Source organism: Gluconobacter sp. OJA, from assembly GCF_039638325.1.
Classification (GTDB): Bacteria; Pseudomonadota; Alphaproteobacteria; order Acetobacterales; family Acetobacteraceae; genus Gluconobacter; species Gluconobacter cerinus.
Genome location: NZ_JBDIWI010000002.1, coordinates 523219 through 546341, shown reverse-complemented (window position 1 = coordinate 546341; position 23123 = coordinate 523219). Strand labels below are relative to the sequence as shown.

The window sequence follows — 23123 nt, the reverse complement described above, 5'->3', positions numbered from 1 at the left end:
ACGCACCTATGCGTCCGCGAGCTTGCGCCTGATATCCTGCGGCGGCACGCCATAGGCGCGCAGAAAGGCTCTGCGCATCCGGTTGCGGTCGTCGAAGCCGGTTTCACGTGCGATGACTTCAATCGGATGGCGACCCTGTTCCAGCATCAGGCGTGCGGCTTCTATGCGCAGTTGTTCGATTGCCTTGGCAGGTGATTCTCCGGTTTCGGCGCGAAAGAGGCGGCTGAACTGGCGGGGACTGAGATGCGCGGCCTCGGCCAGTTCCTCGACCGACAGACTATTCCGCAGATTGCGTCGGGCATGATCCAGGGCGCTCTGAATCCGGTCCGATTTCGGTTCCAGTGCGAGCAAGGTCGAATGCTGCGACTGGCCACCGGCGCGACGGTGATAGAGCACCAGCTTCTGCGCGACTGATCTTGCGATTTCTCGGCCCAGATCCTTTTCGATCATCGCCAGCGCGAGGTCGATCCCGGCACTCATGCCGGCCGAGGTCCAGATCGTGCCGTCAATCAGGAAGATCCGGTCTTCTTCGACCTTGATTGCCGGAAAACGGATTCGCAATTCGGGAGCCAGAAGCCAGTGGGTGGTCGCGCGCCGGCCGTCGAGCAATCCGGCCTCGGCCAGGACGAAGGCGCCAGTGCAGATCGATGCGAGGCGACGTACGCGTCCGGAGGCAAGTCGAATGTACTCCAGCAGGCCTGGCGAGGGATCGGGGATTCCCGTCCCGCCCAGGACGATCAGGGTGTCGAAATGCGTGTCGTCCAACGTCGCGCTGTCGACTGAAACGGCGTCTGATCCCCGGATCGTGCCGCCGCTCTCCGATTGGACCGATACTTCGTAGACCGGCGGATCGCTGACGAGATTGGCAACCTCGAATGCCGTCGCAGCGGCGAGACCTATGATCTGGAAGCCCGGGTAGACGATAAACCCGACGCGCTGCATGGCCGCGATCTCCTTTGTCCTGAATTGAAGCATATAAGACATTCAGGACAAAAGCCAGCGCGCCTATGGTCCTACCAGACGACGGCATCACGCCTTCGCATCGAAAAGGAACCAAGGCAATGGCAACGCAACATCTGGGAACGGCGCTGGTGACGGGAGCATCGTCGGGGATCGGTGCGCTCTACGCGGACCGGCTGGCCCGACGCGGTTATGACCTGATCCTGGTCGCTCGCAATCGCGCACGGCTCGACGAACTGGCGGCGCGGATTAGCGACGAGACCGGTCGGTCCGTTGAGGTCGTAACCGCCGATCTGGGTCAGGGTGCAGACGTCCGCCGGGTGGCGGACATCCTGAAGACCGATCACAGCATCACCACGCTGGTCAACAATGCCGGCGTTGGCGCGACGGCACCCGCCCTCCAATCGGATATCGACGCGATGGAGGCGATGATCGGGCTGAACGTCACCGCCCTCACGCGACTCACCTATGCCGCGCTACCGGGTTTTGTGGCGCGTGGACAGGGTCTGATCGTCAATATTTCGTCGATTGGCGCCATTGCGCCGGAAGTCCTGAACGGTGTGTACGGCGGTACCAAGGCCTTCGTGCTGGCGCTGACCCAGTCATTGCACAAGGAACTGGCTGGTACTGGTGTCAACGTCCAGGCGGTTCTGCCGGGTGCCACGGCGACCGAGTTCTGGAACGCAGCGGGCACACCTGTTGAGCACCTGCCGTCCGAGATCGTCATGAAGGCAGCGGACATGGTCGACGCCGCTCTGGCGGGGCTGGACCAGGGCGAGCTGGTGACGATCCCCTCGCTGCCCGATGTCGCGGACTGGGCAACCTACGAAAACGCCCGCCATGCCCTGATGCCAAACCTCTCGCGTTCGCTTCCGGCCGCTCGCTACACCAACGGCGATCTCACATGATCGCCGATCCGGTAAAAGCGAAGAATATTGCGATGATCTGACCGATATATAAAATAAGGAGAGTGGTCATGACATATTGTAATTCTGGAATAAAAACAAAATCCATTTTGCTTCTGGCCACTCTCTCTTCGGTGCTTCTTGCGGCTTGTTCGGACATAAGGCCACGCAATATGACTGCGGAAGAGGCGGCGTTCGCGTCCGCAAACCCCATATCCGAAGCCGCTTACGAACAACGGCACGGGTGGGGAAAGTGAAATACAAGACTCACAAGAGAGAATGCGGGACCGGCGGCTCGGTCATGAATGCACTCTGAAAGACGCGGCCGGAGAGAAAGTGTTTCTCGACATCAGACGTTTCTTCGCCTCCCGGGCGTTCTACATCACCTACTATGTGCAAGATGGTATGCCCGACCGGAGCGGCGCCTGAAGTCTTGCCGCCGCCGGCCAAGTGCCGGCGGCGTGTATTTCGAAGGCCGATCACGCAACGCTGAGACTGACGGTCGCGCCATTATGGGCAAGGTAGGAATAGGGACAGACAATATCGGCCTGGGCGACCAGCGCCTCGGCTTCGGCGCGTTCGATGCCCGGAATGGCGACCGTCAAGGAAATCTCCAATCCGAAGCCCTTGCCATCGTCGCGCGGGCCGATGCCGATCGACGCGGAGACCGAGGTTTCCTCGGAAAGTTTCACCTTCTTCTGCGAGGCGACATATTTCAGGGCGCCGAGGAAGCAGGCGGAATAGCCCGTTGCGAAAAGCTGCTCAGGATTGGTGCCGTCACCGCCGGCCCCTCCGAGTTCCTTCGGGGTATCGAGCGTCACGCTCAGGCGCCCATCGCTTGATTTCGCTGAACCGGTGCGTCCGCCGGTGGCTGTTGCTTCGGCACGATAGAGAATGTTCATAGAAACCTCCATAACAACGTCGCGATAATGATTGTCGCGATAAATAAACTCGTAGTGGCGAAGGCCGGGCTTGTAAAGCTATTTATTTATCGCGATATCAAATTTCGTGATAAAGAAACCTTGCCTGCCACATGGAGATGGACCTTGGATTCCCCGCCCGATTCCCTACCGCTGGACGCGCATCTGTGTTTTGCCATCTACTCGGCCAATATCGCGATCAACCGGGCTTATCGACCCGTGCTTGATCGGCTCGGCATCACCTATCCGCAGTATCTCGTCATGAACGTACTCTGGGAGAAGAACGGGCAATCCGTCGGAGCGATCGCCGATCGCCTCGCACTGGAGTCGAGTACGATCACGCCTCTCGTGAAGCGTCTGGAAGCCGCGGAGTTCGTGCGGCGCCAACGCAATCCGGATGATGAGCGCCAGGTCGTCGTAACGCTGTGTCCGAAAGGCGTTGCATTGCGCCACGATGCGACATGCCTCGCGGCGACCCTACTCAAGCGGTCCGGTGCTCCGGTATCGGATCTTGTCCGCCTCACTGAAGAGGTCCGCGGCTTCAGGGACGCCCTCCTCGCTACCCCTCAGGAAGCAGGGTAACCGGCCGCCGCGGCTTGGTTTATTTGCATCCGGCAGCGAGAACCTGTGCTGCCGCGACGGTCCCGTGTCCAAGAGGCGGATGGTCGCGGTCCTTTCCATATTCCGGCAGACGGACATAGGTGAGGACATAGTCGTAAGAGGGCTGCCTGAGCAATTTGATCAGGCCATCAGGCCCGTAACGCGCTGTGATATCTTTCGCGATTACATACGCGATGTTGTACAGGATGGCGTGTCCGTAAAAGCCAACGGCATAGACCTTGCTGTAAGGTACCGGTGTCTTGGCGTTCAGGGCATCGACGGACATTTCAAGAAGTGAGGCACTCCATTCTATGTGCCTCAGGCCGTCCTTTTCATCGTCCCTGATACGATTGGCCGCTTCGCCCTTTGCCTGCTCGATCAGAGAGTGGTCTCCAACATAATCTGCTGTACCCTCCTCATATAGGTTGTCGAATAGTTTGCGGGTCGCGTGACAGGGCGAGAGGTCCGGGTCATCGTCGAAGGCGCCGCGCTCCTTGGAGAAGGCATCCTGCACGGCATGATACATTTCGTGATTCCTGACTTCCCTTGCCAGGACAAAATCTCGAATCCTCCCGACGTTGAGATAGAAATCGGTATCGCCGAACGTGTAGCCTCCGCGCCAGGGGGCATTTCCCCAATGACGACGCGGCCCTCAAGCTTCTCTTCCTGGCCTTGAACCGGGCCGAGAAAGAATGGACTATGCCGCCAAGGGAATGGTCCATGGCAAAGGCACAGTTCGCCATTCTCTTCGGTGACCGCTTCGCGCGCGCCACCGTCTGATCAACAACGTGAACAACGCCTCGCACACGAAATTCCTGACAGTCCCTCGACGCACTCCTGGATGCGCTGGTGCGCTACGGCACCCCGCAGATTTTCAACACGGATCAGGGTTCACAATTCACGACACCCCGGTTCACTGAGGTCCTGGAACGACGACAGGTTCGCATCAGCATGGATGGGCGTGGTCGCTGGCTGGACAACGTGTTCATCGAACGTCTGTGGCGGTCGTTGAAATACGAATGCGTCTATTTGCACGCGTTCGAGACCGGATCTGAGCTACGGGCCGGGCTTGCCGGATGGATCGCCCATTATAACGAGCAGCGTCCGCACTCGGCACTGGCTGGACGCACTCCCGATGAGGCGTATCATGACGTGCCGACGCCATCTGGTCCGGGGTTAACCCCGGACCAGATGGCCAACAGCAGCGCCGTCAGAATGGCGGCATAACGACAACCGGGTATAGCTTATCAAGCCCACAAAACTGTCCGAACGGACGGGTCCACCTCAGACCCGTCGACTAACAGTTCTTCGATTGCTCCAAATCGGCACAATTTTTCAAGCAGGATAAGTCATCTTGACAAGATGCTCCAAAGCTTTCTCCCGAAGATTCGAGTTTTCGGAGTGGATATTCATTGTATCTGCCATCCAGAAACCGTCTGTTGCAAGCCGGATGACATAAGACTGGACGCTATCGATTTCATCAGGGGAGTTTAGCCATCTGTCACAACTTGTTCTCAGTAGTGTGACAAGTTCAGGTTCGGAGAATGATAACGGGAAAAGCGCGATAGCGATTTTTCTGTTATTGACGGAATAAGCCAGATTGGCTCTGACATACGCTCTGATACGCCGCCCATAGGGCTCGGGATCTCCTTTCGCGCACGCATCGAGCGCCGTTTCGAAATCCGCGATCAACGTTTCAACAAGAATTCTGATCAGGTCTGCTTTGCATGCGAAGTGATGGAGTAGCCCCCCCTTGCTGACGCGTGCCCGGCTTGCAACGGCGGCAAGAGTCAGGCTCTGCACGCCTCTTTCAATTACGATTTCCGCTGCGGCGTGCAGGATATCCTGACGGACCTGTTCCGCTTTTTCTATCTGTTTTGGTGAGAGTCCCATAACGTTGACGATGCTCGTGGGCCTCATGTCCTGTCAAGGAGGCAGAGAGCCGGTAAGAAAGAGGGTTTACTAACGACCGTCCGGACGGTAGTGAATTTATCTCTCATGAAATTCAGGTTGTGTGCCTTTGGGTGAGGCACTGAAGGAAACGGTTATGATGCAGTCCGGAAAAAGATGTGAGGACAAGAAGCCATTGCGTCGCTCGGCGCTCCTTCGCATTGGGAAGCGTCTTCGCCCATGGTTCAATCGCATAATTGAGAAAGAGACCTGCGTTCCCAATACCCCTGTTCTTGAGCCGACGCTTTTTTCCTGGATACCGACGCTTGAATACGCGTCAGGTACTATCAAGCAGGAATTGGCGGCGATTCTTGCACGGCGAGACAATGTTCCGGCATTGCGCGACCTGTCTCCAGATCATACGCGTATCGCTGTCGACACGCGTTGGAAATCATTTTTCCTGTATGGATATGGAGTCAGGGTTGAAGAGAACTGTGCGCTGGCTCCGGTGACCAGCGATCTGATCTCACGGATTCCTGACTTGAATTCGGCATTTTTCTCCATTCTCGAGCCTGGAGCTTCAATCCCACCGCATTTTGGTGTCACGAAGGGGCTATTAACCTGTCATCTGGGGCTTCTTGTTCCGGAAGACGCTGAGGCCTGCTGGATTGACATCGACGGTCAGCGTTATCGCTGGCGCAATGGGCGTTGCTTCATTTTTGATGACACGTACAGACATTTTGTGGAGAACCACACGTCTGAACAGCGTGTCGTCCTGCTGATCCAGTTTGAGCGTCCGACCCGTGGTTTCTCGTGGCTTGTGCAAAAGTTTTTTCTTTTTGCCATTCGTCATTCGTCTTTTGTACGAGACGTCAGCAGAAACCTTGAAAAATGGAACCAGGGCCGGGTCTTTCGTGACCCGAATACCACAGCGCTCGACACATGATCGTCCGTTGTGTGGCCGTTTTTAATACCGCTTCCCGAACAGGACTGTTCCCCGTGAAAAAAAACCTTATCCGGCTGGTGGGACCTCTCCTCGCCGTCAGTGTTGTCAGCGGATGCAAAAAGCCATCTTCCGCGCCACAACTTCCGCCTCAGCCGGTTGGAGTTATCACGCTCCAGCCCCAGCCTGTTCGTGTCCAGACCGAGTTATCCGGTCGTCTACGCGCCTACGAAGTCGCGCATATCAGACCGCAGGTCAGCGGTGTGATTCTGCAGCGTCTGTTCGTAGAAGGGCAGGACGTGCAACTCGGTCAACCCCTGTATCAGATTGATCCGCGACCGTATCAGGCAGCCTATTTGACGGCAAAGGGAGCCTTGTTGCGTGCACAGGGTAACGATACGGCTGCACAGGAAAGGCTCCGTCGATACGGTCCTCTTTCAAAAGAGCAGGCTGTCAGCAGACAGGATTACGAAGAGGCCCGAGCGGCAGCACAGGACGCCGAAGGTCAGGCACTCAGTGCAAAGGGCGATCTGCAACGTGCGAGTGTTGACCTAGAACATGCTCAGGTGACATCGCCCATCAGTGGGCGGATCGATCGGTCTCTCGTGACAGCTGGCACACTGACCACGGCAGGACAGGAACAGGACCTTGCAGTCGTCACCCGGCTCGATCCCATTTATCTGGACCTTCAGATGCCCGTGCAGGATCTTCTACGCTTGTGGCGCGAAATGAGTGAAGGTCGGCTGCACCGCGTCTCGAAGAGCACGGCCGTGATCGACATTACTCTGGAAGACGGCACAGCCTATCCGCATCAGGGACATCTCGAATTTTCGGAAGTCAATGTCGACCAGACGACAGGTTCTATCGTGACGCGTGCCATCATTCCCAACCCTGAGCAGCGGATTCTGCCTGGCATGTTTGTTCGGGCCCGACTGGACGAAGGGACGGTAGAAAATGGACTTCTCGTTCCCGCGACGGCGTTGAGCCATAGTCCGCACGGCGATCCGCAGGTCTGGATCATCGATAAGGACAACAAGGTTCAGGTCCGATCCGTCAGGACCAGCCAGATGATCGGTACTATGTGGCTGGTCCAGAGCGGTTTGGATGCCGGTGAGCGCATCATGGTGAGCGGATTCCAGAAGGCCCAGCCGGGCGACAAGGTGACCCCGCAAGATGTTTCTCAGTCTGCTCGTCCACAATCTGAAAACACTTCAGCAGGCAAGGCTGGATAAGGGGCATGTCTCTCTCCCGTTTTTTCATCGACAGGCCGATTTTCGCCTGGGTCATCGGTCTGATCATCATGCTTGTTGGCGGCGTCTCGCTCACAAGGCTGCCGGTCTCCCAGTATCCCGCCATCGCCCCACCCCAGATCGCCATTACCGTTGTCTATCCCGGGGCCTCGGCGGAGACGATCAACGATACGGTCGTGCGCCCTGTTCTTCAGCAGATGTATGGGCTGGATGGTCTCGAATATGTCTCGGCGCAGTCCAATGCGAACGGACAGATGGAGATCGATCTGACCTTCGGGCAGAGTACGAAACCCGATACCGCTCAGGTTCAGGTCCAGAACAAGCTCCAGCTTGCAATGCCACGCCTGCCGCCGGAAGTGTCCACGCAGGGGCTCAGCGTCGCGAAAGCCTCGAAGAATTTCATGCTGGTCCTGGGGTTCATATCCACCAACAACAGCATGACGGCTGCTGATATTTCCGATTATGTGGCGTCCCATATTGCCGACCAGCTGAGCCGGATTTCCGGCGTGGGCGATCACACGCTCTTCGGCTCCGAATATGCGATGCGCATCTGGCTGGACCCGCTGAAACTCCACCAGTACGGCATGACGATTCCCGATGTGCAACAGGCGATCGCCGCTCAGAATATCCAGGTCGCCTCAGGCGAGCTCAGCGGTCTGCCCGCGACGAAGGAAGCGCATCTCGACGCCATTGTCGCGGGTCCGCGTCGTTTGAAAACGCCCGAGGAATTTCGCAGGATCATCCTGCGCGTGCAGGAAGACGGGTCGGAGGTGCGACTGAACGATATCGGGCGTGTGGAACTGGGGCCGCAAACGTCTTCGATCGAGTCCTCCTACAACAACATGCCAGCCTCGGGACTTGCCCTGAAACTGGCCCCTGGCGCCAATCAATTGCAGACGGAAGCCGCCGTACGTGCGCGTATGGCTCAACTGGAGCATTACTATCCGCCAGGTCTGAAAACGGTTTACCCGTTGGACACCCAGCCCTTCATCACGCTTTCGATCCATGAGGTGATCGAGACGCTGATCGAGGCCATCGGGCTCGTCTTCCTCGTCATGTTCGTGTTCCTTCAGAATTTCCGCGCCACCCTCATTCCCACGATCGCCGTTCCGGTTGTCATTCTCGGGACGTTCGGGGTCCTCGATATTCTGGGATACGGCCTCAATACGCTGACGATGCTCGCCCTCGTTCTTGCCGTCGGACTACTCGTCGATGATGCGATCGTCGTGGTCGAGAATGTTGAGCGCGTCATGGGAGAAGGCAAACTGTCTCCCAGAGACGCGGCAATCCGCTCAATGGATGAAATTACAGGGGCGCTGGTCGGCATTGTTCTCGTTCTGACGGCAGTGTTCCTGCCGATGGGCGTGATCGGCGGCTCTACGGGCGTTATCTACCGTCAGTTTTCCATCACCATCGTCGCAGCCATGTGGCTGTCCGTCCTGGTGGCCTTGATCATGACGCCCGCCCTTTGCGCGACGCTCCTGAAGGAAACCGCGCCTGAAAAAACCAGTGGTTTTTCGGGATGGTTCAACCATAATTTCGAGGCCCTGACACGCCGTTACCAGTCGGGGGTGCAACATCTCGTCAATCGGCCTGTCCTGTCCATGCTGGCTTTCGCACTCCTGACCTGCATGACCGGCTGGCTGTTCCTGAAACTCCCCGGCGGCTTCATTCCCGACGAGGATCAGGGTATCGTCTTCGGACAGGTGACCCTTCCGCCGGGCGCCACCATGGCCGATACAGCCGCCGTCAACCGGCGCATCACGGATTATATTCTCAAAACGGAATCCCGTGCCGTTGACTCCGTGTTCGTGATGAACGGATTCAATTTCGCCGGTCAGAGCCAGAGTACGGGTGCGTTCTTCGTCCGGCTTAAGGACTGGGACGACCGCAAAACGGTGGAGCTGTCTTCCACCGCCGTCGCCAGGCGCATCATGGAACATTTCTGGATGGACCCCGACGCCCAGATCTTCGCCGTCGACCCGCCTGCGGTCATGGAACTCGGAAACGCCACGGGCTTCGATCTTGAACTGCTAGATCAGGGCGAAATGGGGCATGACACTCTTTTGAATGCGCGTAACATGGTTCTGGGCGCTGCCGCTCAGGATCCGGCTCTGGTGGCGGTCCGTCCAAACGGGCTGGAAGACATGCCGCAATTCCGGCTGGATATCGACCGCGAAAAGGCCGGGGCTCTGGGCCTAACGATGGAAGACGTCAATCCGACCATCGAAGGCGCTCTGGGCTCGATCTACGTCAACCAGTTCATGCAGAACGGTCGGGTCAAGCAGGTCTATATTCAAGGGCAGGCCGACAGCCGTATGACGCCCGCCGATTTGAATAAATGGTACATCCGCAACAGCTTCGGGACCCTCGTTCCCCTGAACGCGTTTACGTCAGGACACTGGGAGACGGGGCCGCAGAAGGTCGAAAATTACAACGGCGCGGAATCTTACGAAATTCTGGGTCAGGCGGCTCCGGGGCACAGTTCCGGAGAGGCCATTGAGAGAATGGAAGCTGTTCTTTCAAAACTGCCCGCCGGGATCAGTTACGAATGGACCGGTCTTTCACATGAGCAAATGGCTTCTGCGGGCTCTACGGGACCACTCTATGCTCTCGCGGCAATCGTCATCCTGTTCTGCCTTGCGGCTCTTTACGAAAGCTGGGCCATTCCGCTGGCTGTACTGATGGTCATTCCGCTGGGAATTCTCGGCGCGCTCGGTGCGACCCTGTGGCGTGGGATGGCGAACGACGTTTATTTTCAGGTCGGTCTGCTGACGACTGTCGGCCTTTCGGTCAAGAATGCCATTTTGATCGTCGAATTTGCCAAGGTGTTCTTCGAGCAGGGGGACAGTCTTGAGACAGCCGCCCTGAAAGCGGCAGGTGAGCGCCTGCGTCCAATCCTGATGACCTCGATCGCGTTCATGTTCGGCGTTCTACCTCTTGCCATCGCCTCGGGAGCAGGTGCTTCCGCCAGACTGGCCATCGGAACCTGCGTTGTGGGCGGCATGCTGTCCGCCACAGCACTCGCCATCTATTTTGTGCCGGTTTTCTTCGTGACTGTCCTGCGGCTCTTCAGGGTGAAGCCGAACCAGCTTTCTTCTTCTCCCAGCACCTCCAGCCTCCAGCCGCAGGAACGTTAATCATGAGGTTCGTTTCTTTTTCACGTCGTATGATGGCGTTTCTGGTCTTTTCCCTTCTGGGGGGCTGTACCATGATCCCGCAATATAAGCGTCCGGTTACGCCGTTGGCCGCCAGTTTTTCTGGGGCAGAAGGACAGGACGAAGCGGGGCATCTGACCCCTGTCCGCGATATCGGCTGGGCCGATTTTTTCACGGACCCGCGCCTTAGGGGGCTAATTGCGATTGCATTGCGTGAAAACCGGGAGTTGCATCAGGCCGCGTCCGCCATCGTCGAGGCGCAGGGGCAGTATGACGTTCAGCATGCCGGGCTGTTTCCGCATATCGGTGCTGATGGCGGCGCAATGTACGAAGGTCCGTCCGACCAGGCCGGACTGAGTTTCGCGCCCGGCCTGGATAGTGGAGCGGGCGGGCAATCCCCCGGAACATTCCGCTACTACACAGGAGGGATCGGCTTTTCATCCTACGAGATCGACCTGTTTGGGCGTATCCGCAGCCTGTCGCGTTCAGCGCAGGAGCTGGTTTTGGTGCAGCAGGCCAATCTTCAGGCGCTTCGTATCAGCCTCGTCTCTCAGGTGGCCAACGCCTATTTCGCGTGGCTTGCAGATCGTGAAACGCTGGACCTGACCAACGATGTCCTTCGCGCGCAGGAAAAGACGGTGCGTCTCGCGCGGTCACGTCTGGCCTGGGGCGAGACGGATCGTCTGACAGTCCGACAGGCCGAAACGCAACTGGCGCAGGACGGCGTATTTCGGGCGGACGCCGAAAAGGAGCTGAAACAGGACGAAAATCTCATCACTCTTCTGATCGGCTCTCCGATCCCGGCGGATCTCCCCGCCCCCCGTTCGCTTGACGAACAGATGCTCATGACCAGCATTCCGGCTGGCCTGCCTTCCGATCTTCTAGAACGACGCCCGGATATCGTCGCCGCAGAGCACGACCTGCTGTCATCCAATGCGGATATCGGTGCGGCGCGCGCGGCATTTTTTCCGCGTATCACCCTGACGGCGACGGATGGCGTCAGCAGCCTGCAATTCCACAAGCTCTTCACGTCTGCTGCGACGACATGGGGCGTCTCGCCCGAAATTTCCGTTCCACTGCTCAATTGGGGGCAGAACACCGGAAACCTCATGGCGGCGAAAGCCCGACGGAATGGTAAAGTCGCCGCTTATGAAAAAACCGTGCAGGGAGCGTTTCGCGAAGTCTCGGACTGTCTGGTCGCCCGACAGGCTTATCTGGACGAGAGTGCCCGCGTGCGGGATCTCGTCACGGCCGCAGCGGACGGACGACATCTTTCCGATCTGAAGTTCCATGCCGGTCAGGCGTCCTATCTGACGGCCCTGATCGCCCAGCGGGATTATCTGGAAGCCCGAGAGTGGCAGGTTCTGGTTCGTATGGCTCGCTACCAGAACATGGTCACGATCTATCGGGCCCTTGGCGGCGGCTGGAGCGCGCATGTTCCCCGTCTGTCAAACACCTCTCTGGCCAGTCGATAAGCGATTCTGCCTGCCATGACTTCCAAGGACAACTCTTCCATGCCTCCGTCGCGGCTACCCTCGTCGCCCCTATCTCGATCGCCCAATCCTTCCGCCGATGACATCGTGCAGGCTCTCGATGCCTTGCGTGCGCCTCTCGTGCGCCTATGGGGATTGGCCCGTTTTTCCGTATTTGTGGCCGTTTTTTATATGATCGCGGAATATTGCGGTGCGATTTTGATGGTGCTGTGCGCGTCCGTTCTGGTTGCGGTCATTCTGCGTGGCATATCTTCCTGGATCACGCGCTTCTGCCGACTGCCTGAATGGCTGGCTTTGGCGGTGGTCCTGCTTGTCCTGACAGGGGGCGCTCTTATCCTGCTCTGGACGACCGGACCCGAGTTTGTCACGCAGGCCAGGCGGCTTCAGGATGCTCTGCACACCGAAACCCGTCAGATCCATGACAGTCTTGATACGACTTATTTTGGTCATCTTCTTCTCAATCATGTGCCGGACACGTTTGGTGGCAATCAGCAAGAGGAACGTGGACATAGCGTGGATTCGGACTTTACCGGGTCGATGACGAATATCGTCAGTTCCACGTTTGGGTCGGTTGGAACCTGTGTCGTCATTTTCGTCGCGGGCATCTATCTCGCCGCGGCGCCACGTCTGTATGCCAACGGTGTCTTGCGTCTGATCCCGGCGGGCCAGCGGCTGCTTGCCCGCCGTCTGATGCTCATCGCAGTCAGGACCCTGTCCGCCTGGATCTGTGGGCAGGGCTTCGATATGCTTGTCGTCGGTATTCTGACCGGGATTGGCCTGTGGCTGGCCGGGATGCCTCTGGCGTTACCCCTCGGGGTCGTGGCAGGGCTCGCCAACTTTATTCCTTATCTCGGTGCGCTGCTCGGCTTTATTCCGGCCTTTCTGGTCAGCCTCTCGCAAGGCCCGCATGAAACGCTGATTGTGGTTCTCCTCTATGCCGGTATCCAGTTTTTCGAGGGCTACATTCTTTCTCCATTCGTGCAGCGCCACGCTGTACAGATGCCGCCAGCGCTGACAATCCTGTCGCAGACCATCTTTGGAGCGCTTCTGGGCGTGACCGGCTTCATTTTCGCAGCCCCCCTGACGGCTATTCTCCTGGCGATCCTGTCCAGACTGACACCTCGGCTATCACAAAAAATCGTATTCTGATCTACGGCGTGTTGTCAGTTACCTTGCCAGAACCGACAAAGGGTCCTCAGTTGGCAATCAGTTTCTGTTCACCATCCCTGTTCAGTCGGAAGCACAAACAGTTCTGCAACATCCATACGCGCAGGTGATTTCAGAGCAAAAAGAATACTGTCTGCTATGTCCTCGCCTTCGAGAAAGGTCATGGACGCTGCAAGGTCATCCATCTGTTTGCGGTAATCAGCATCTGTAATATGATCGTAAAGCTCTGATTTTACGGCTCCCGGCTGAATGCAGGTAACGCGGATATTATGCTTTGGTCCGATCTCCATTCTGAGGCCGTCTGAAAACGCTGTCACCGCAGCCTTGGTGGCGCAATAAACGGCGAGACCCGTAAAGACTTTCCGGCCTGCAATCGAGGACATGTTGAAAATATGGCCCGAATGCTGTGCGATCATCTGCGGAAGAACGGCTGCCGTTGCATTAAGAACACCGGATATATTGACGTCCACCATCTGCTGCCATTCGTCCACTTTCAGGCTGTCAACGCTGGATAGGGGCATCAGGCCCGCATTGTTGACCAGAACATCAATCCTTCCAAATTGGGCGATCAAGCTCTTTGCCGCTTCTTGACACGAGACAAGATCAGTAACGTCCGTCACCAGAGGAATGGCTCGACCGCCAGCCTTGGTAATTTCACTAGGCTCAGGACCCATTGATTTGATTGTGGAAATCTGATTCAGGCTCTGCGAGGAGACTGGCAATGAGCGACCTGTTTTGGCTGACGGATGAACAGATGGATCGTCTGCGGCCCTTTTTCCCAAAGAGCCACGGCAAACCTCGCGTTGATGACCGCCGAGTACTGAGCGGGATCATTTTCGTGAACCGCAATGGGATGCGCTGGCGTGATGCGCCACGGGAATACGGCCCCCACAAGACGCTGTACAACCGTTGGAAGCGTTGGAGCGACATGGGCGTTTTCATGCGGATGATGGATGGCCTGTCTGCTGCGAAAGCCGAGCCTCAGACCATCATGATTGATGCGACGTATCTCAAGGCGCACCGTACGGCTTCAAGCCTGCGGTTAAAAAAGGGGATCCGGGCCGCCTGATCGGTCGCACCAAAGGCGGTATGAATACCAAGCTCCATGCGGTCACTGATCAGAACGGACGACCGCTGAGCTTCTTCATGACGGCAGGACAGGTCAGCGATTATACCGGTGCCGCTGCCCTGTTGGACAGTCTTCCTGCAGCACAATGGATGCTGGCGGACCGGGGTTATGACGCCGACTGGTTCAGGGACGCTCTGGAAGAGAAAGGGATCAGGCCCTGCATTCCGGGGCGAAGATCCCGCGGAAAACCAGTCAAATACGACAAACAAAAATATAAACGTCGCAACCGCATCGAGATTATGTTCGGAAGGCTCAAGGACTGGCGGCGGGTCGCAACCCGCTATGACAGATGCCCGACCGCCTTCTTCTCAGCCATCTGCCTCGCTGCAACCATCATGTTCTGGCTATGAGTCCTGAGCCTAAAGGAGTATAAGCGGTGGCAGCTGTAGCGCGACAATCTGGATGAGGGAGCGCGACAATCAAGTTGAGAATGGATTGTCGTGGCGCGACAAACAGAGCGCGGTTTGATTGTCGCTGGCAAGGGTTATGTGCTGGTCTGATTGTCGCTGGCGACGAGGTCGCGCTCGTGAGGGGTCATTCTGGCGGGCGGTCGGCCTGATTTTCGCTTTCGTTCCAGGGCTGCGCGACGTCGGTAGCTTTCGACGTTCATCTCGAGGATGGTGGCGTGGTGGACGAGACGATCGACGGCGGCGAGCGTCATGGCGGGGTCGGGAAAGACCTTGTTCCATTCGGCGAAAGGCTGGTTGGCGGTGATGAGGATGGATCTTCGCTCATATCGCGCGGAGATCAGCTCGAAGAGAACGGCGGTCTCGGCCTGATCCTTGGTGACGTAGGCGAGATCGTCGAGGATGAGCAGGTGGTAGCGATCCAGCCTGTTGATGGCGGCCTCGAGAGCGAGTTCGCGGCGGGCGATCTGGAGTTTCTGGACGAGATCGGAGGTGCGGCTGAAGAGGACGCGCCAGCCGCGCTCGACCAGGGCGAGGCCGATGGCCGCCGCGAGGTGCGACTTTCCGCCGCCTGGCGGTCCGAACATGATCAGGTTGGCGCTGCTGGTCAGCCAGGTATCGCCTGAGCACAGCGCCATGATCTGGGCTTTGGAGATCATGGGCACGGCGTCGAAATCGAAATTGTCGATGGTTTTTCCGGGCGGCAGGCGGGCTTCGGTGAGATGGCGCTCGATCCGGCGCCTGTCACGCTCGGCAAGTTCGTGTTCGGCCAGGGCCGCGAGCAGGCGCGCCGCAGGCCAGCCCTCCTTGTCCGCGCGTTGCGCGAACTGGGGCCAGAACTGCCGGATGGCGGGCAGGCGGAGTTCGTTGAGGATGAGGTCGAGCCGGGCGGCGTCGATGCTGGTTTGCGGGGTCATGCGCCGCACTCCGCAGCCGTGGCCATCCCTGTGGCGGGGGCGTCGAGCAGGAGCTGATAATCGGCGAGGGGAACGGTACGGACATGGACATCCGGCAGGCTGGCGCTACGGGGGGCGAAACGCGCACGCAGGATATCGAGGTCGGGCAGGCGTTTGGCTCGCAGATCGTCGTCGAGAGCCTGTGCGAGTTCGGCCTCGCAGGCGTGCTCGTGCGCCAGGACCAGGAGGGCGACGGTGATCTTGCAGGCCTGCCGCTCGGCGAGCTTGGCACAGAGGAACTCGAACATGCGTCGATAGGCCTCGCGCGGGAAGAGCTGATCGCGATAGACGAGGCGCGCGAGCGCTGCTGGCTTGCGGCGCAGCGCATGGATGACGTGGCGATAATCGACGACATGGCCGTGCTTGTCGTGTGATTTGGGCCGACCGCGCGGCAGCGTCATCAGCAGGGTTCCGCCGAGGAAGAGGTCGAGGCGGTCGTCGAACAGCCTGGCGCGCAGCCGGTGGCCGATCAGGCGGGACGGCACGGTGTAGAAGACGCGCTTGAGGGTGAAACCGCCCGCCGACGTGACGGTGACGACATGATCCTCCCCATCGCCGGAACGGCGGGCGGGCAGCTTGAGGAGCGTTGCGCGCTCGACGTCGATGCGCTTTGCATGATGGGCGTTATGCCGCGCCGCATTCTCGTCGATGAAGCGGCGGTAGTCCGCGATCGTTGGGAAATCCCGGTTGCCGCGCAGGAGCAGCGCGTCGGCGAGGCGGCTCTTGAAATGACCGTGGGCGCTCTCGATCGAGCCATTCTCGTGCGCCTCGCCGGGATTGTTGCGTGACGGGGTCATGCCGTAATGCGCGCAGAGGGCCTCGTATCGGCGGGTCAGATCCTCGCGCATCGGCGCGTCAAGGTTGCGGAAGGCCGCCGACAGGCTGTCGGTGCGGTGCTCGCCCGGCGCGCCGCCCAGCGCCCAGAGCGCGTTTTGCATTCCCTCCGCCAGAGCGACGAAGCTCTCGCCGCCGAGGATGACGTGAGCATGCTCGTAACCGGAGAAGGGCAGCCGGAAATGGTAGAGCCGGTGCGAAAGCGCCTCGCCCGCGACCGTGACGGCGAGATCGTCCATGACGGTGAAATCGGACAGCCCGATCCGGCCGGGCTCGTGCTCCTGGCGGAAGATCACGTCCCGCTCGGGGCCGTGCAGCGCGCGCCAGGAACGGATCCGCCGCTCCAGCGTGCGGCGGATGCCCTCGGGCAGATCTGGATGACGCCGCCGCATCTCGGCATAGACCGCGACCGGCCGCAGACCGGGCGATGCGCGCAGCAGCGGGACGACCTCCGTGTCGAAAATATCGGCCAGAGGATCGGGTCTCCGCCGCCCCCGCGGCACGGTCTTCTCCGAAGGCAGGCGCGGATCGCGCTCGAGACGATAGGCGCTGGCCACGCTGATCGCGGCCTTTGCAGCGGAAGCGGCAATGGAAAACTGGCGTCGGGAGTTCATGAAGAGCCTCACCTGATGATCGTTGATGTGACGCCCCGGCACCGGAACCTCCCCGCGAGGGAAAAATCCCAGTATCGACACGGCCACGACCCCCGGCCAAAAGAAGGTCCCCGGCTGGGCGGTGCTGCGGGCTACGCCCTCCGCACCGCCCAGCCGGAATTCTCACCCTGATCGACGCCGATTCTCACCCAGATTGTCGCGCAGCAGGCAGCGGACCGGGACATACAAAATCGAATCAACGAAGCGCGTAAGTTGGGACGCGTGAGCTCTTCCGAGTGGCAGTCCTACACATGGAAGAACGAGCTAGCCGAGCAGCGCCGCAGAATTATTATGCACCTTGGCGAAGCATTGGCTGAGGTGGAGACCGACAACAACCCCTATCATATGCTAGAAAAGGCGGTTGGACTTGCCGCGATATGCATGAGACGGTTGATCGAATGCCGGCTGGTGACGGATCATTTTTGCGCAACGCCGCTGGAGGTTCACGAGATCATGCGCAAGAAGGATGCGGAATGGCGTGAACCGTTCGTAAGTCGCACTGCAAGCGAGATATTCAACAACTATGACATGACGGTGCGGCAGCTTGGTAGGAAAACGCCGAAAACAATCTCCGACAAAATGCTGCATGCACGGGTCATAGGCGTTCTTTCCGGGAGCACCTATTTGCCAGACGGCTTGTTGGTCGCATCAGATACGCAGAGCAAGAAGCAGCTTTTTCATTTCTCACCACGCGAGATTACAGATATCTTCGATGCGTTTTTAGAGGATGAAGTCCGCCAGGCCTATGACGGATATTTGGATCAGGATGGTCAGTTCTCGGGAACCGGGAAGGTGTTCGCGACCAGAAAATAGACAGAATTTGTGCTCCGATTTCACAGGTGCTCAATGCTTCCCGTTCAAGACGTCTGCTTATCGAATTCCATCCATCAACAGCCGACCTTCCGCTTCCCTGAAGGGTTTCGGGCGCCGCGAGGCGTACGAAAGTCTGGGAAGAACGAACCCGCGACACCGGGACTCAGTTATGGGGAATTTGCAACTGGTGCGGGCCTGAGGCGCCCTAGAGCGGGGTCACGTGAAGACATTCGTGACGCGATAAAGGGCATTTCCCTCGGATCCTACGGATGATGATGACAGGACCATCGGTTCCAGGTGCCCATTTTCTGCCGTTTTTTCGCATTTTGCGCAGGTCTGTCGGTGTGCCGGAACGAGACGGTTCCGACAGGCATCGGGTCATGCTGTGGTCTCTGCGGGCTGTCATGGTGATCCTCCGGTCGGATCAGTTGTCCGTGGCGGCCCTCGGGGCTGGCACCATCGGGGAAGGATCTGGATGACGATCATCGGACCACCACAGCATGGGCACGGAAGTGGCATGACCGTTTCAGCTTCCGGGATTTCTGACGCTGGTATGACCTTGAGCAGTTCCCGCACTCGGGCGAGGCTGGCCTTGCGGCTGGAACTGGCCAGAAGGCCATAATGGCGGATACGATGAAATCCCCGTGGCAGAACATGCAGCATGAAGCGGCGGATGAACTCATCCGTGGCCAGTGTCATGACCTGCTGCTGATGCGCGGTATCCCGGCGGTAATCCTTATACCGGAACGTCACGCCTCTTTCATCGAACGCCAGGAGACGGCGGTTCGAGATGGCGACACGGTGGGTATAGCGCGACAGGTAGGCCAGCACCGCTTTGGGCCCGGCAAAAGGGGGTTTAGCGTAGACGACCCAGCGTCTGCTGCGCACAGGGGCCAGATATCGCACAAAGGCACGACGCTCTGCCAAAGAGGCAAGCTGCCCCCGAAAGACCAGCCGGTCGGCATCGAACAGTGCGCGCAGCCGGGTCAGGAACAGGCGGCGGAACAGTTTCCCTAGCACACGGACGGGCAGCAGGAAGGCCGGGCGCGATGAAATCCAGCGCTGGCCATCGGGGGACAGGCCGCCGCCTGGTACGATCATGTGTACATGGGGATGGTGGGTCAGCGCCGACCCCCAGCTATGCAGAACGGCGGTAATACCAATGCGCGCGCCCAGATGCCGGGGGTCGGCGGCGATCGTCATCATCGTCTCCGAGGCAACCTGGAACAGCAGGGCGTAGAGAACGGCCTTGTTCTGGAGCGCGATGTCGGCGATCCGCGCCGGCAGGGTGAAGACGACATGGAAATACCCGACCGGCAGGAGATCGGCCTCCCGTTCGGCCAGCCATGTCCGTGCGGCGTTTCCCTGACAGCGCGGACAGTGACGGTTGCGGCAGCTGTTATAGGCGATCCGCCAGTGTCCACAGTCCCCGCAGGCCGCGACATGGCCACCAAGGGCTGCCGTGCGACAGTGTTCGACCGCCGACATGACCTTGAGCTGCTGCAGGGGGAGACGGCCGGCATGGGCTACCCGCCAGGCAGGACCGGCAGCCCTGAAGATATCGCCAAGTTCGAGCGAGGCGGACATGACGGTGCCCACCGAGGCCCAGGGATCAACCGTCGGGCCTCGCCTGCGTGGTCGTCAGCATGCCCAGCCTGTCGAGCGGACTGATGACGGCCCGCACGGTCCGTGTCGCAACTTTTGTATAAAGAGCCGTGGTCTCCAGACGGGAATGACCCAGCAAAACCTGGATCACGCGGACATCGACACCATCCTCAAGCAGGTGCGTGGCAAAGCTGTGCCGCAGAGTATGAGGCCCCACACGTCTGCTGATCGCAGCGGCCCGTGCTGCCTCGACAACCACGCGATGGAGTTGCCGTGTGCTGATGGGCTTCATGGTATCCTGCCCGGGAAACAGCCAGCCTTGAGGGTGCATCACGCCCTGCTGGCGTCCGGCCTTCCACCACTCCCGTAGCAGGAGCAGAAGATCTGCCGGAAGCATGGCGTTGCGATATCGTCCCCCTTTGCCCCGCTCGACCCTGAGCAGCATACGCTCGCTGTCGATATCACTGATCTTGAGAACTGCGACTTCGGCCACCCGCAGACCTGCCCCATAGGCAACCGACAGGGCGGCCTGATGCTTGAGGCATATGGTCGCGTTAAGCAACCGGGCAACCTCATCGCGGCTCAGCACGACGGGCAGGTTGCGGGGCTGCGCCACCCGGACCAGCCTGCGTGCAAGGTCGGGGCGGTCGAGCGTCTGGGTGAAGAAAAACCGCAGCGCGGACACGATGGCGTTCATGGTCGGTGTCGGCATGCCAGCCGCGTTCTGCGCAATCTGAAACTGGCGCACATCCTCGGCTGTTGCCGTATGGGGTGAGCGCCCCAGAAACGTGGCGAAACGGCCAACATCACGAAGGTAATTGCGCTGCGTCTCCCGGGAGAACCGTCGCACCGCCATGTCATCAAGCAGACGCTGGCGAAGGGGACTGATTGCAGCAATGCACAGGGACTCTGTCATCATCCGGCTCCTTCTGGGGGGAAGAAGCCAGAATGCTTGACCAAATCAGGAGAGTTCCAAACAAAACAGATCGCTCACGCCGTGGTGATAGCCTGCACACCGCACCAATCCCGCGCAGCGGGTTCGTTCTTCCCCTTTGATCTGCCTGTCCGCTCAGTGATGCAGGAGCAGACAGGCGGCAGTCGCCGTCATAGCGGTCGTTAGGCCTGGGCGCTGAATAGCCGCTATTCGGTCATTTCACTCTCCAGTCAGTTTACGGCCACGGCGCTGCAGTTGTGGGCAGTCGCCTCTCATCGTCAATGACGGTTACGCGGGAGGGTAGACTGTCTGACCATGCCCAGAAGACGAGGTTTCTGTCATGTTCTGTCGCTCCAGGGGCAAAGCTCGGGACGATGATGCCAGCCGCTCCGTCGGCCATGAGTGCCTTTGCCAGTTCCCATGAAGGCGGCGTGTTGCCTTGGTCAGCAAGGTCTTCCCAGGGGCAGGCCAAGGTGGCGGGGGAGAAGTCCAGATCGTTAAGGCTGGATAGATCAGTCAGATCGAGGACAGGCTCGCTATCGACATCATAGGCACAGATGGTCAGAGGTTGCGGCTTGAACGGGAAGCCCTGCTGGGCTTCGAGCCAGGCAGTCTCCATACGCAGCGAGGTGTACAAGGCCGGGGTGCCGACCGGGTTGAACCGCCCCCCGTGAAACGCCGCACCGTCGCCTGACAGTGGAGTAAAAGACCAACGGGGATTATGCGCCCGGAACACCCGCCCGGTGAACCTCACGCGTATCCGCCGGTCGCGATCCGGTCCAGATACCGACGGACTGCATCGGCGCGCCCTTCCCGGACGAGCGCGTCGGCAGTCTGATCGCCGAAGGAGGGCAGGGGCTGTGACCGGTACCATGCGAAAGCCTGTTGGGCTGAGCCCGCCCATGGCCGGACGCGATTGAGGATCTCGACCATGTCGCGCAGCCTCGCCTGGGTGGCGGGGCGGCCGAGACGGGCGCTTTTGGAGACCGCATCACGCGACAGGCCCAGGGTTGCCGCCAGTTCGCTCCTCGTGATGTGCAGCATGTTGCTCAGTCGTTCTGCAGCGATCAGTCCGGACGGATCGAAGGCGTCGGAGAGGAACGTGGTCTCAGACATGACACATATGCCTCATATATTGCCCGTATTATGGGATCATATATGAGGCGGATTGCCTATGACAAGGATTCCAGTTGGATATGTCCATGCGCGCTGGCATGATCACTCTGTCATGCGGCGAGACGGGGTATCTCGCGGTTCACCAATCGCAAGTATCGTTGGTTGTCTTCCCCCGCAACCACTTACAGTTTTAAACCCCCGCTATCTCATCGAGACAGCGGGGGTTTTGCGTTTTGCTCTACCGAACCACACCACAAATCACTCGAAGACCCGAACCACCAATCGGTTGACTCTGATAGTCATCAGCAGAAGCATGAACCAATAGTGCCCCCCCCTGCTAATAAGTATAAGATTTTATTGACATATGTAATAAAATCTATCAGAGAATTATTATTCGAATAATAAAAATCTCCTCTCTTTTGAAGATTGTTGAAACTTCGAAGGATGTAATGTGTGTTGAAGACTGTTTCCTTGATCGTTCCATTTTATAATGAACAAAGTGCGATCACAATTTTTGCAGACAAGATCATTCCTGTTTTAGAAAAAATTCCCGAAATAGGGTGGAAGATCGTCTGTATTGATGACGGAAGTAGTGATGCGACACTCGCTCAATTATTAGATCTCTCACAGAGAGATCCTAGATTTCGAATTCTCGAACTATCTCGAAATTTTGGTAAAGAAGCAGCATTAACAGCCGGGTTGGACGCCGCAGACAGTGATGCTGTTGTTATCATTGATGCGGACCTGCAGGATCCTCCTGAGGTGATCTTTCAGATGGTGAAAGCTTGGCGCGAAGGGGCTGAGGTTGTATTGGGGCGACGTGTTGATCGTTCCACAGATAGCACTCTGAAGCGGAAGACAGCGGCTTGGTTCTACGAGCTTCACAGTAAAATCTCACACATTCAGATCCCTGAAAATGTTGGAGATTTTCGTTTAATGGACAGATGTGTCGTGGATGCGCTCAAACGGCTTCCGGAGCGGCAGAGATTTATGAAAGGTCTATTTGCTTGGGTAGGTTTTCGCACCGTTACTGTTGATTATGCTCGGTTGCCTCGCTCCGCCGGAACGACAAAGTTCTCGGGTTTTTCACTTTGGAATTTTGCATTAGAGGGCTTCACGAGCTTTTCAACTATCCCCATACGTCTTTGGACTTATCTTGGAACAATGGGAGCTTTATGTGCTCTCGTGTATGGTTTATTTATAATAATTCGTACAATTCTCTGGGGTAATCCAGTCCCAGGATATGCATCTCTTTTTGCCGCTATTACTCTTTTTAGTAGCGTTCAAATTATCAGCATTGGGATGTTGGGAGAATATATAGGGCGCATCTATATGGAGACTAAGCAACGTCCTATTTATGTTTTGAGAAAAACCTATAACTGATATTATT

At 58.2% G+C, this 23123-nt stretch carries 23 protein-coding genes and 2 pseudogenes; 12 read left to right on the top strand and 13 right to left on the bottom strand.

The window, feature by feature from the left end; translation table 11 throughout:
* Positions 1 to 6: 6 nt before the first annotated feature.
* Entirely contained in the window at positions 7 to 942 is a 936-nt protein-coding gene (locus ABDK75_RS12880; RefSeq protein ID WP_346006077.1) for a GlxA family transcriptional regulator, read from the bottom strand.
* 119 nt (positions 943 to 1061) lie between these two features.
* Between ABDK75_RS12880 and ABDK75_RS12875 the strand changes: the two genes are divergently transcribed.
* Entirely contained in the window at positions 1062 to 1868 is an 807-nt protein-coding gene (locus ABDK75_RS12875; protein ID WP_346006076.1) for an SDR family oxidoreductase, read from the top strand.
* Here the strand turns inward: ABDK75_RS12875 and ABDK75_RS12870 are convergent.
* Together ABDK75_RS12870 and ABDK75_RS12865 are read right to left on the bottom strand one after the other, a co-directional pair.
* Positions 1861 to 2079 (bottom strand): hypothetical protein, encoded by a 219-nt coding sequence (locus ABDK75_RS12870; RefSeq protein WP_346006075.1) that lies wholly within the window; start codon positions 2077 to 2079, stop codon positions 1861 to 1863. The two genes, ABDK75_RS12875 and ABDK75_RS12870, sit on opposite strands and share 8 nt — an antisense overlap.
* Before the next feature lie 265 nt (positions 2080 to 2344).
* Positions 2345 to 2767, bottom strand: coding sequence for an organic hydroperoxide resistance protein (locus ABDK75_RS12865; RefSeq protein WP_346006074.1), 423 nt, complete (start codon positions 2765 to 2767; stop codon positions 2345 to 2347).
* 144 nt (positions 2768 to 2911) lie between these two features.
* On the opposite strand from ABDK75_RS12865, the gene ABDK75_RS12860 reads away from it, so the two are divergent.
* Entirely contained in the window at positions 2912 to 3367 is a 456-nt protein-coding gene (locus ABDK75_RS12860; protein WP_346006073.1) for a MarR family transcriptional regulator, read from the top strand.
* Positions 3368 to 3386: 19 nt separating this feature from the next.
* Here the strand turns inward: ABDK75_RS12860 and ABDK75_RS12855 are convergent, their stop codons facing one another.
* The gene (locus ABDK75_RS12855; protein ID WP_346006072.1) at positions 3387 to 3911 is read right to left on the bottom strand and encodes a DUF5700 domain-containing putative Zn-dependent protease; all 525 of its coding nucleotides are present in this window, start codon (positions 3909 to 3911) and stop codon (positions 3387 to 3389) included.
* 83 nt (positions 3912 to 3994) lie between these two features.
* On the opposite strand from ABDK75_RS12855, the pseudogene ABDK75_RS12850 reads away from it, so the two are divergent.
* Together ABDK75_RS12850 and ABDK75_RS12845 are read left to right on the top strand one after the other, a co-directional pair.
* Positions 3995 to 4165, top strand: a pseudogene (locus tag ABDK75_RS12850) (IS256 family transposase); the annotation flags it as partial.
* A gap of 45 nt (positions 4166 to 4210) precedes the next feature.
* Positions 4211 to 4612: pseudogene (locus ABDK75_RS12845) on the top strand (integrase core domain-containing protein); the annotation flags it as partial.
* Between the two features lie 108 nt (positions 4613 to 4720).
* On the opposite strand, the gene ABDK75_RS12840 reads toward ABDK75_RS12845, so the two are convergent.
* Entirely contained in the window at positions 4721 to 5305 is a 585-nt protein-coding gene (locus ABDK75_RS12840) for a TetR/AcrR family transcriptional regulator (RefSeq protein ID WP_346006071.1), read from the bottom strand.
* Positions 5306 to 5432: 127 nt separating this feature from the next.
* Between ABDK75_RS12840 and ABDK75_RS12835 the strand changes: the two genes are divergently transcribed.
* From ABDK75_RS12835 to ABDK75_RS12815, 5 genes are read left to right on the top strand one after another with little or no spacing between them, the layout of a single operon-like run.
* Positions 5433 to 6221: an aspartyl/asparaginyl beta-hydroxylase domain-containing protein gene (locus ABDK75_RS12835; RefSeq protein WP_346006070.1), complete on the top strand. Its 789-nt coding sequence runs from the start codon at positions 5433 to 5435 to the stop codon at positions 6219 to 6221.
* Positions 6222 to 6274: 53 nt separating this feature from the next.
* Positions 6275 to 7450, top strand: coding sequence for an efflux RND transporter periplasmic adaptor subunit (locus ABDK75_RS12830; protein WP_346006069.1), 1176 nt, complete (start codon positions 6275 to 6277; stop codon positions 7448 to 7450).
* Between the two features lie 5 nt (positions 7451 to 7455).
* Entirely contained in the window at positions 7456 to 10608 is a 3153-nt protein-coding gene (locus ABDK75_RS12825; protein ID WP_346006068.1) for an efflux RND transporter permease subunit, read from the top strand.
* A gap of 2 nt (positions 10609 to 10610) precedes the next feature.
* Positions 10611 to 12101: an efflux transporter outer membrane subunit gene (locus ABDK75_RS12820; protein WP_346006067.1), complete on the top strand. Its 1491-nt coding sequence runs from the start codon at positions 10611 to 10613 to the stop codon at positions 12099 to 12101.
* A gap of 39 nt (positions 12102 to 12140) precedes the next feature.
* Positions 12141 to 13268, top strand: coding sequence for an AI-2E family transporter (locus ABDK75_RS12815; protein ID WP_346006066.1), 1128 nt, complete (start codon positions 12141 to 12143; stop codon positions 13266 to 13268).
* Between the two features lie 68 nt (positions 13269 to 13336).
* Here the strand turns inward: ABDK75_RS12815 and ABDK75_RS12810 are convergent, their stop codons facing one another.
* Complete coding sequence (locus tag ABDK75_RS12810; RefSeq protein WP_346006065.1) at positions 13337 to 14068, bottom strand: SDR family oxidoreductase; 732 nt, start codon at positions 14066 to 14068, stop codon at positions 13337 to 13339.
* On the opposite strand from ABDK75_RS12810, the gene ABDK75_RS12805 reads away from it, so the two are divergent.
* Positions 14008 to 14765, top strand: a protein-coding gene (locus ABDK75_RS12805; protein ID WP_346006064.1) for an IS5 family transposase whose coding sequence is annotated in 2 segments (ribosomal slippage) — positions 14008 to 14329 and positions 14329 to 14765 — 759 coding nt in all. Because the reading frame shifts where the segments join, the coding sequence is not laid out codon by codon here. The two genes, ABDK75_RS12810 and ABDK75_RS12805, sit on opposite strands and share 61 nt — an antisense overlap.
* Positions 14766 to 14899: 134 nt before the next feature.
* Here the strand turns inward: ABDK75_RS12805 and istB are convergent.
* Both istB and istA read right to left on the bottom strand, forming a co-directional pair.
* A complete protein-coding gene (gene istB / locus ABDK75_RS12800; protein ID WP_183116647.1) occupies positions 14900 to 15739 on the bottom strand; it encodes an IS21-like element helper ATPase IstB in 840 nt (279 codons plus the stop codon).
* Positions 15736 to 17226: an IS21 family transposase gene (gene istA, locus ABDK75_RS12795; protein ID WP_408874435.1), complete on the bottom strand. Its 1491-nt coding sequence runs from the start codon at positions 17224 to 17226 to the stop codon at positions 15736 to 15738. The genes istB and istA overlap by 4 nt, the downstream gene beginning before the upstream one ends.
* A 261-nt stretch (positions 17227 to 17487) precedes the next feature.
* Here istA and ABDK75_RS12790 point away from each other — a divergent pair, with 261 nt between their 5' ends.
* Complete coding sequence (locus ABDK75_RS12790) at positions 17488 to 18078, top strand: hypothetical protein (RefSeq protein ID WP_346006063.1); 591 nt, start codon at positions 17488 to 17490, stop codon at positions 18076 to 18078.
* A 402-nt stretch (positions 18079 to 18480) separates the two neighbouring features.
* On the opposite strand, the gene ABDK75_RS12785 is transcribed toward ABDK75_RS12790, so the two are convergent.
* The 5 genes from ABDK75_RS12785 to ABDK75_RS12765 form a co-directional block, all read right to left on the bottom strand.
* Positions 18481 to 19665: an IS91 family transposase gene (locus tag ABDK75_RS12785; protein ID WP_346004482.1), complete on the bottom strand. Its 1185-nt coding sequence runs from the start codon at positions 19663 to 19665 to the stop codon at positions 18481 to 18483.
* A gap of 25 nt (positions 19666 to 19690) precedes the next feature.
* Positions 19691 to 20602: a tyrosine-type recombinase/integrase gene (locus ABDK75_RS12780; protein WP_346004483.1), complete on the bottom strand. Its 912-nt coding sequence runs from the start codon at positions 20600 to 20602 to the stop codon at positions 19691 to 19693.
* Positions 20603 to 20852: 250 nt separating this feature from the next.
* Entirely contained in the window at positions 20853 to 21371 is a 519-nt protein-coding gene (locus tag ABDK75_RS12775) for an RES domain-containing protein (RefSeq protein WP_346006062.1), read from the bottom strand.
* Positions 21368 to 21733, bottom strand: a complete 366-nt coding sequence (locus ABDK75_RS12770; protein ID WP_182974348.1) for an antitoxin Xre/MbcA/ParS toxin-binding domain-containing protein — start codon at positions 21731 to 21733, stop codon at positions 21368 to 21370. Before ABDK75_RS12770 ends, ABDK75_RS12775 begins: the two co-directional genes overlap by 4 nt.
* A gap of 238 nt (positions 21734 to 21971) precedes the next feature.
* Positions 21972 to 22055, bottom strand: a complete 84-nt coding sequence (locus ABDK75_RS12765) for a hypothetical protein (RefSeq protein WP_284235166.1) — start codon at positions 22053 to 22055, stop codon at positions 21972 to 21974.
* A 131-nt stretch (positions 22056 to 22186) separates the two neighbouring features.
* Between ABDK75_RS12765 and ABDK75_RS12760 the strand changes: the two genes are divergently transcribed.
* Complete coding sequence (locus ABDK75_RS12760; protein ID WP_099211055.1) at positions 22187 to 23116, top strand: glycosyltransferase family 2 protein; 930 nt, start codon at positions 22187 to 22189, stop codon at positions 23114 to 23116.
* Positions 23117 to 23123: the final 7 nt, after the last annotated feature.

Coding starts and splice junctions, on each gene's coding strand:
- ABDK75_RS12870 (WP_346006075.1), bottom strand. CDS start 2,079: ATGGGGTTTGCGGACGCGAACGCCGCCTCTTCCGCAGTCATATTGCGT.
- ABDK75_RS12785 (WP_346004482.1), bottom strand. CDS start 19,665: ATGTCCGCCTCGCTCGAACTTGGCGATATCTTCAGGGCTGCCGGTCCT.
- ABDK75_RS12820 (WP_346006067.1), top strand. CDS start 10,611: ATGAGGTTCGTTTCTTTTTCACGTCGTATGATGGCGTTTCTGGTCTTT.
- ABDK75_RS12770 (WP_182974348.1), bottom strand. CDS start 21,733: ATGTCTGAGACCACGTTCCTCTCCGACGCCTTCGATCCGTCCGGACTG.
- ABDK75_RS12780 (WP_346004483.1), bottom strand. CDS start 20,602: ATGATGACAGAGTCCCTGTGCATTGCTGCAATCAGTCCCCTTCGCCAG.
- ABDK75_RS12865 (WP_346006074.1), bottom strand. CDS start 2,767: ATGAACATTCTCTATCGTGCCGAAGCAACAGCCACCGGCGGACGCACC.
- ABDK75_RS12875 (WP_346006076.1), top strand. CDS start 1,062: ATGGCAACGCAACATCTGGGAACGGCGCTGGTGACGGGAGCATCGTCG.
- istB (WP_183116647.1), bottom strand. CDS start 15,739: ATGACCCCGCAAACCAGCATCGACGCCGCCCGGCTCGACCTCATCCTC.
- ABDK75_RS12880 (WP_346006077.1), bottom strand. CDS start 942: ATGCAGCGCGTCGGGTTTATCGTCTACCCGGGCTTCCAGATCATAGGT.
- ABDK75_RS12855 (WP_346006072.1), bottom strand. CDS start 3,911: ATGTATCATGCCGTGCAGGATGCCTTCTCCAAGGAGCGCGGCGCCTTC.
- ABDK75_RS12815 (WP_346006066.1), top strand. CDS start 12,141: ATGCCTCCGTCGCGGCTACCCTCGTCGCCCCTATCTCGATCGCCCAAT.
- ABDK75_RS12825 (WP_346006068.1), top strand. CDS start 7,456: ATGTCTCTCTCCCGTTTTTTCATCGACAGGCCGATTTTCGCCTGGGTC.
- ABDK75_RS12840 (WP_346006071.1), bottom strand. CDS start 5,305: ATGAGGCCCACGAGCATCGTCAACGTTATGGGACTCTCACCAAAACAG.
- istA (WP_408874435.1), bottom strand. CDS start 17,226: ATGAACTCCCGACGCCAGTTTTCCATTGCCGCTTCCGCTGCAAAGGCC.
- ABDK75_RS12835 (WP_346006070.1), top strand. CDS start 5,433: ATGATGCAGTCCGGAAAAAGATGTGAGGACAAGAAGCCATTGCGTCGC.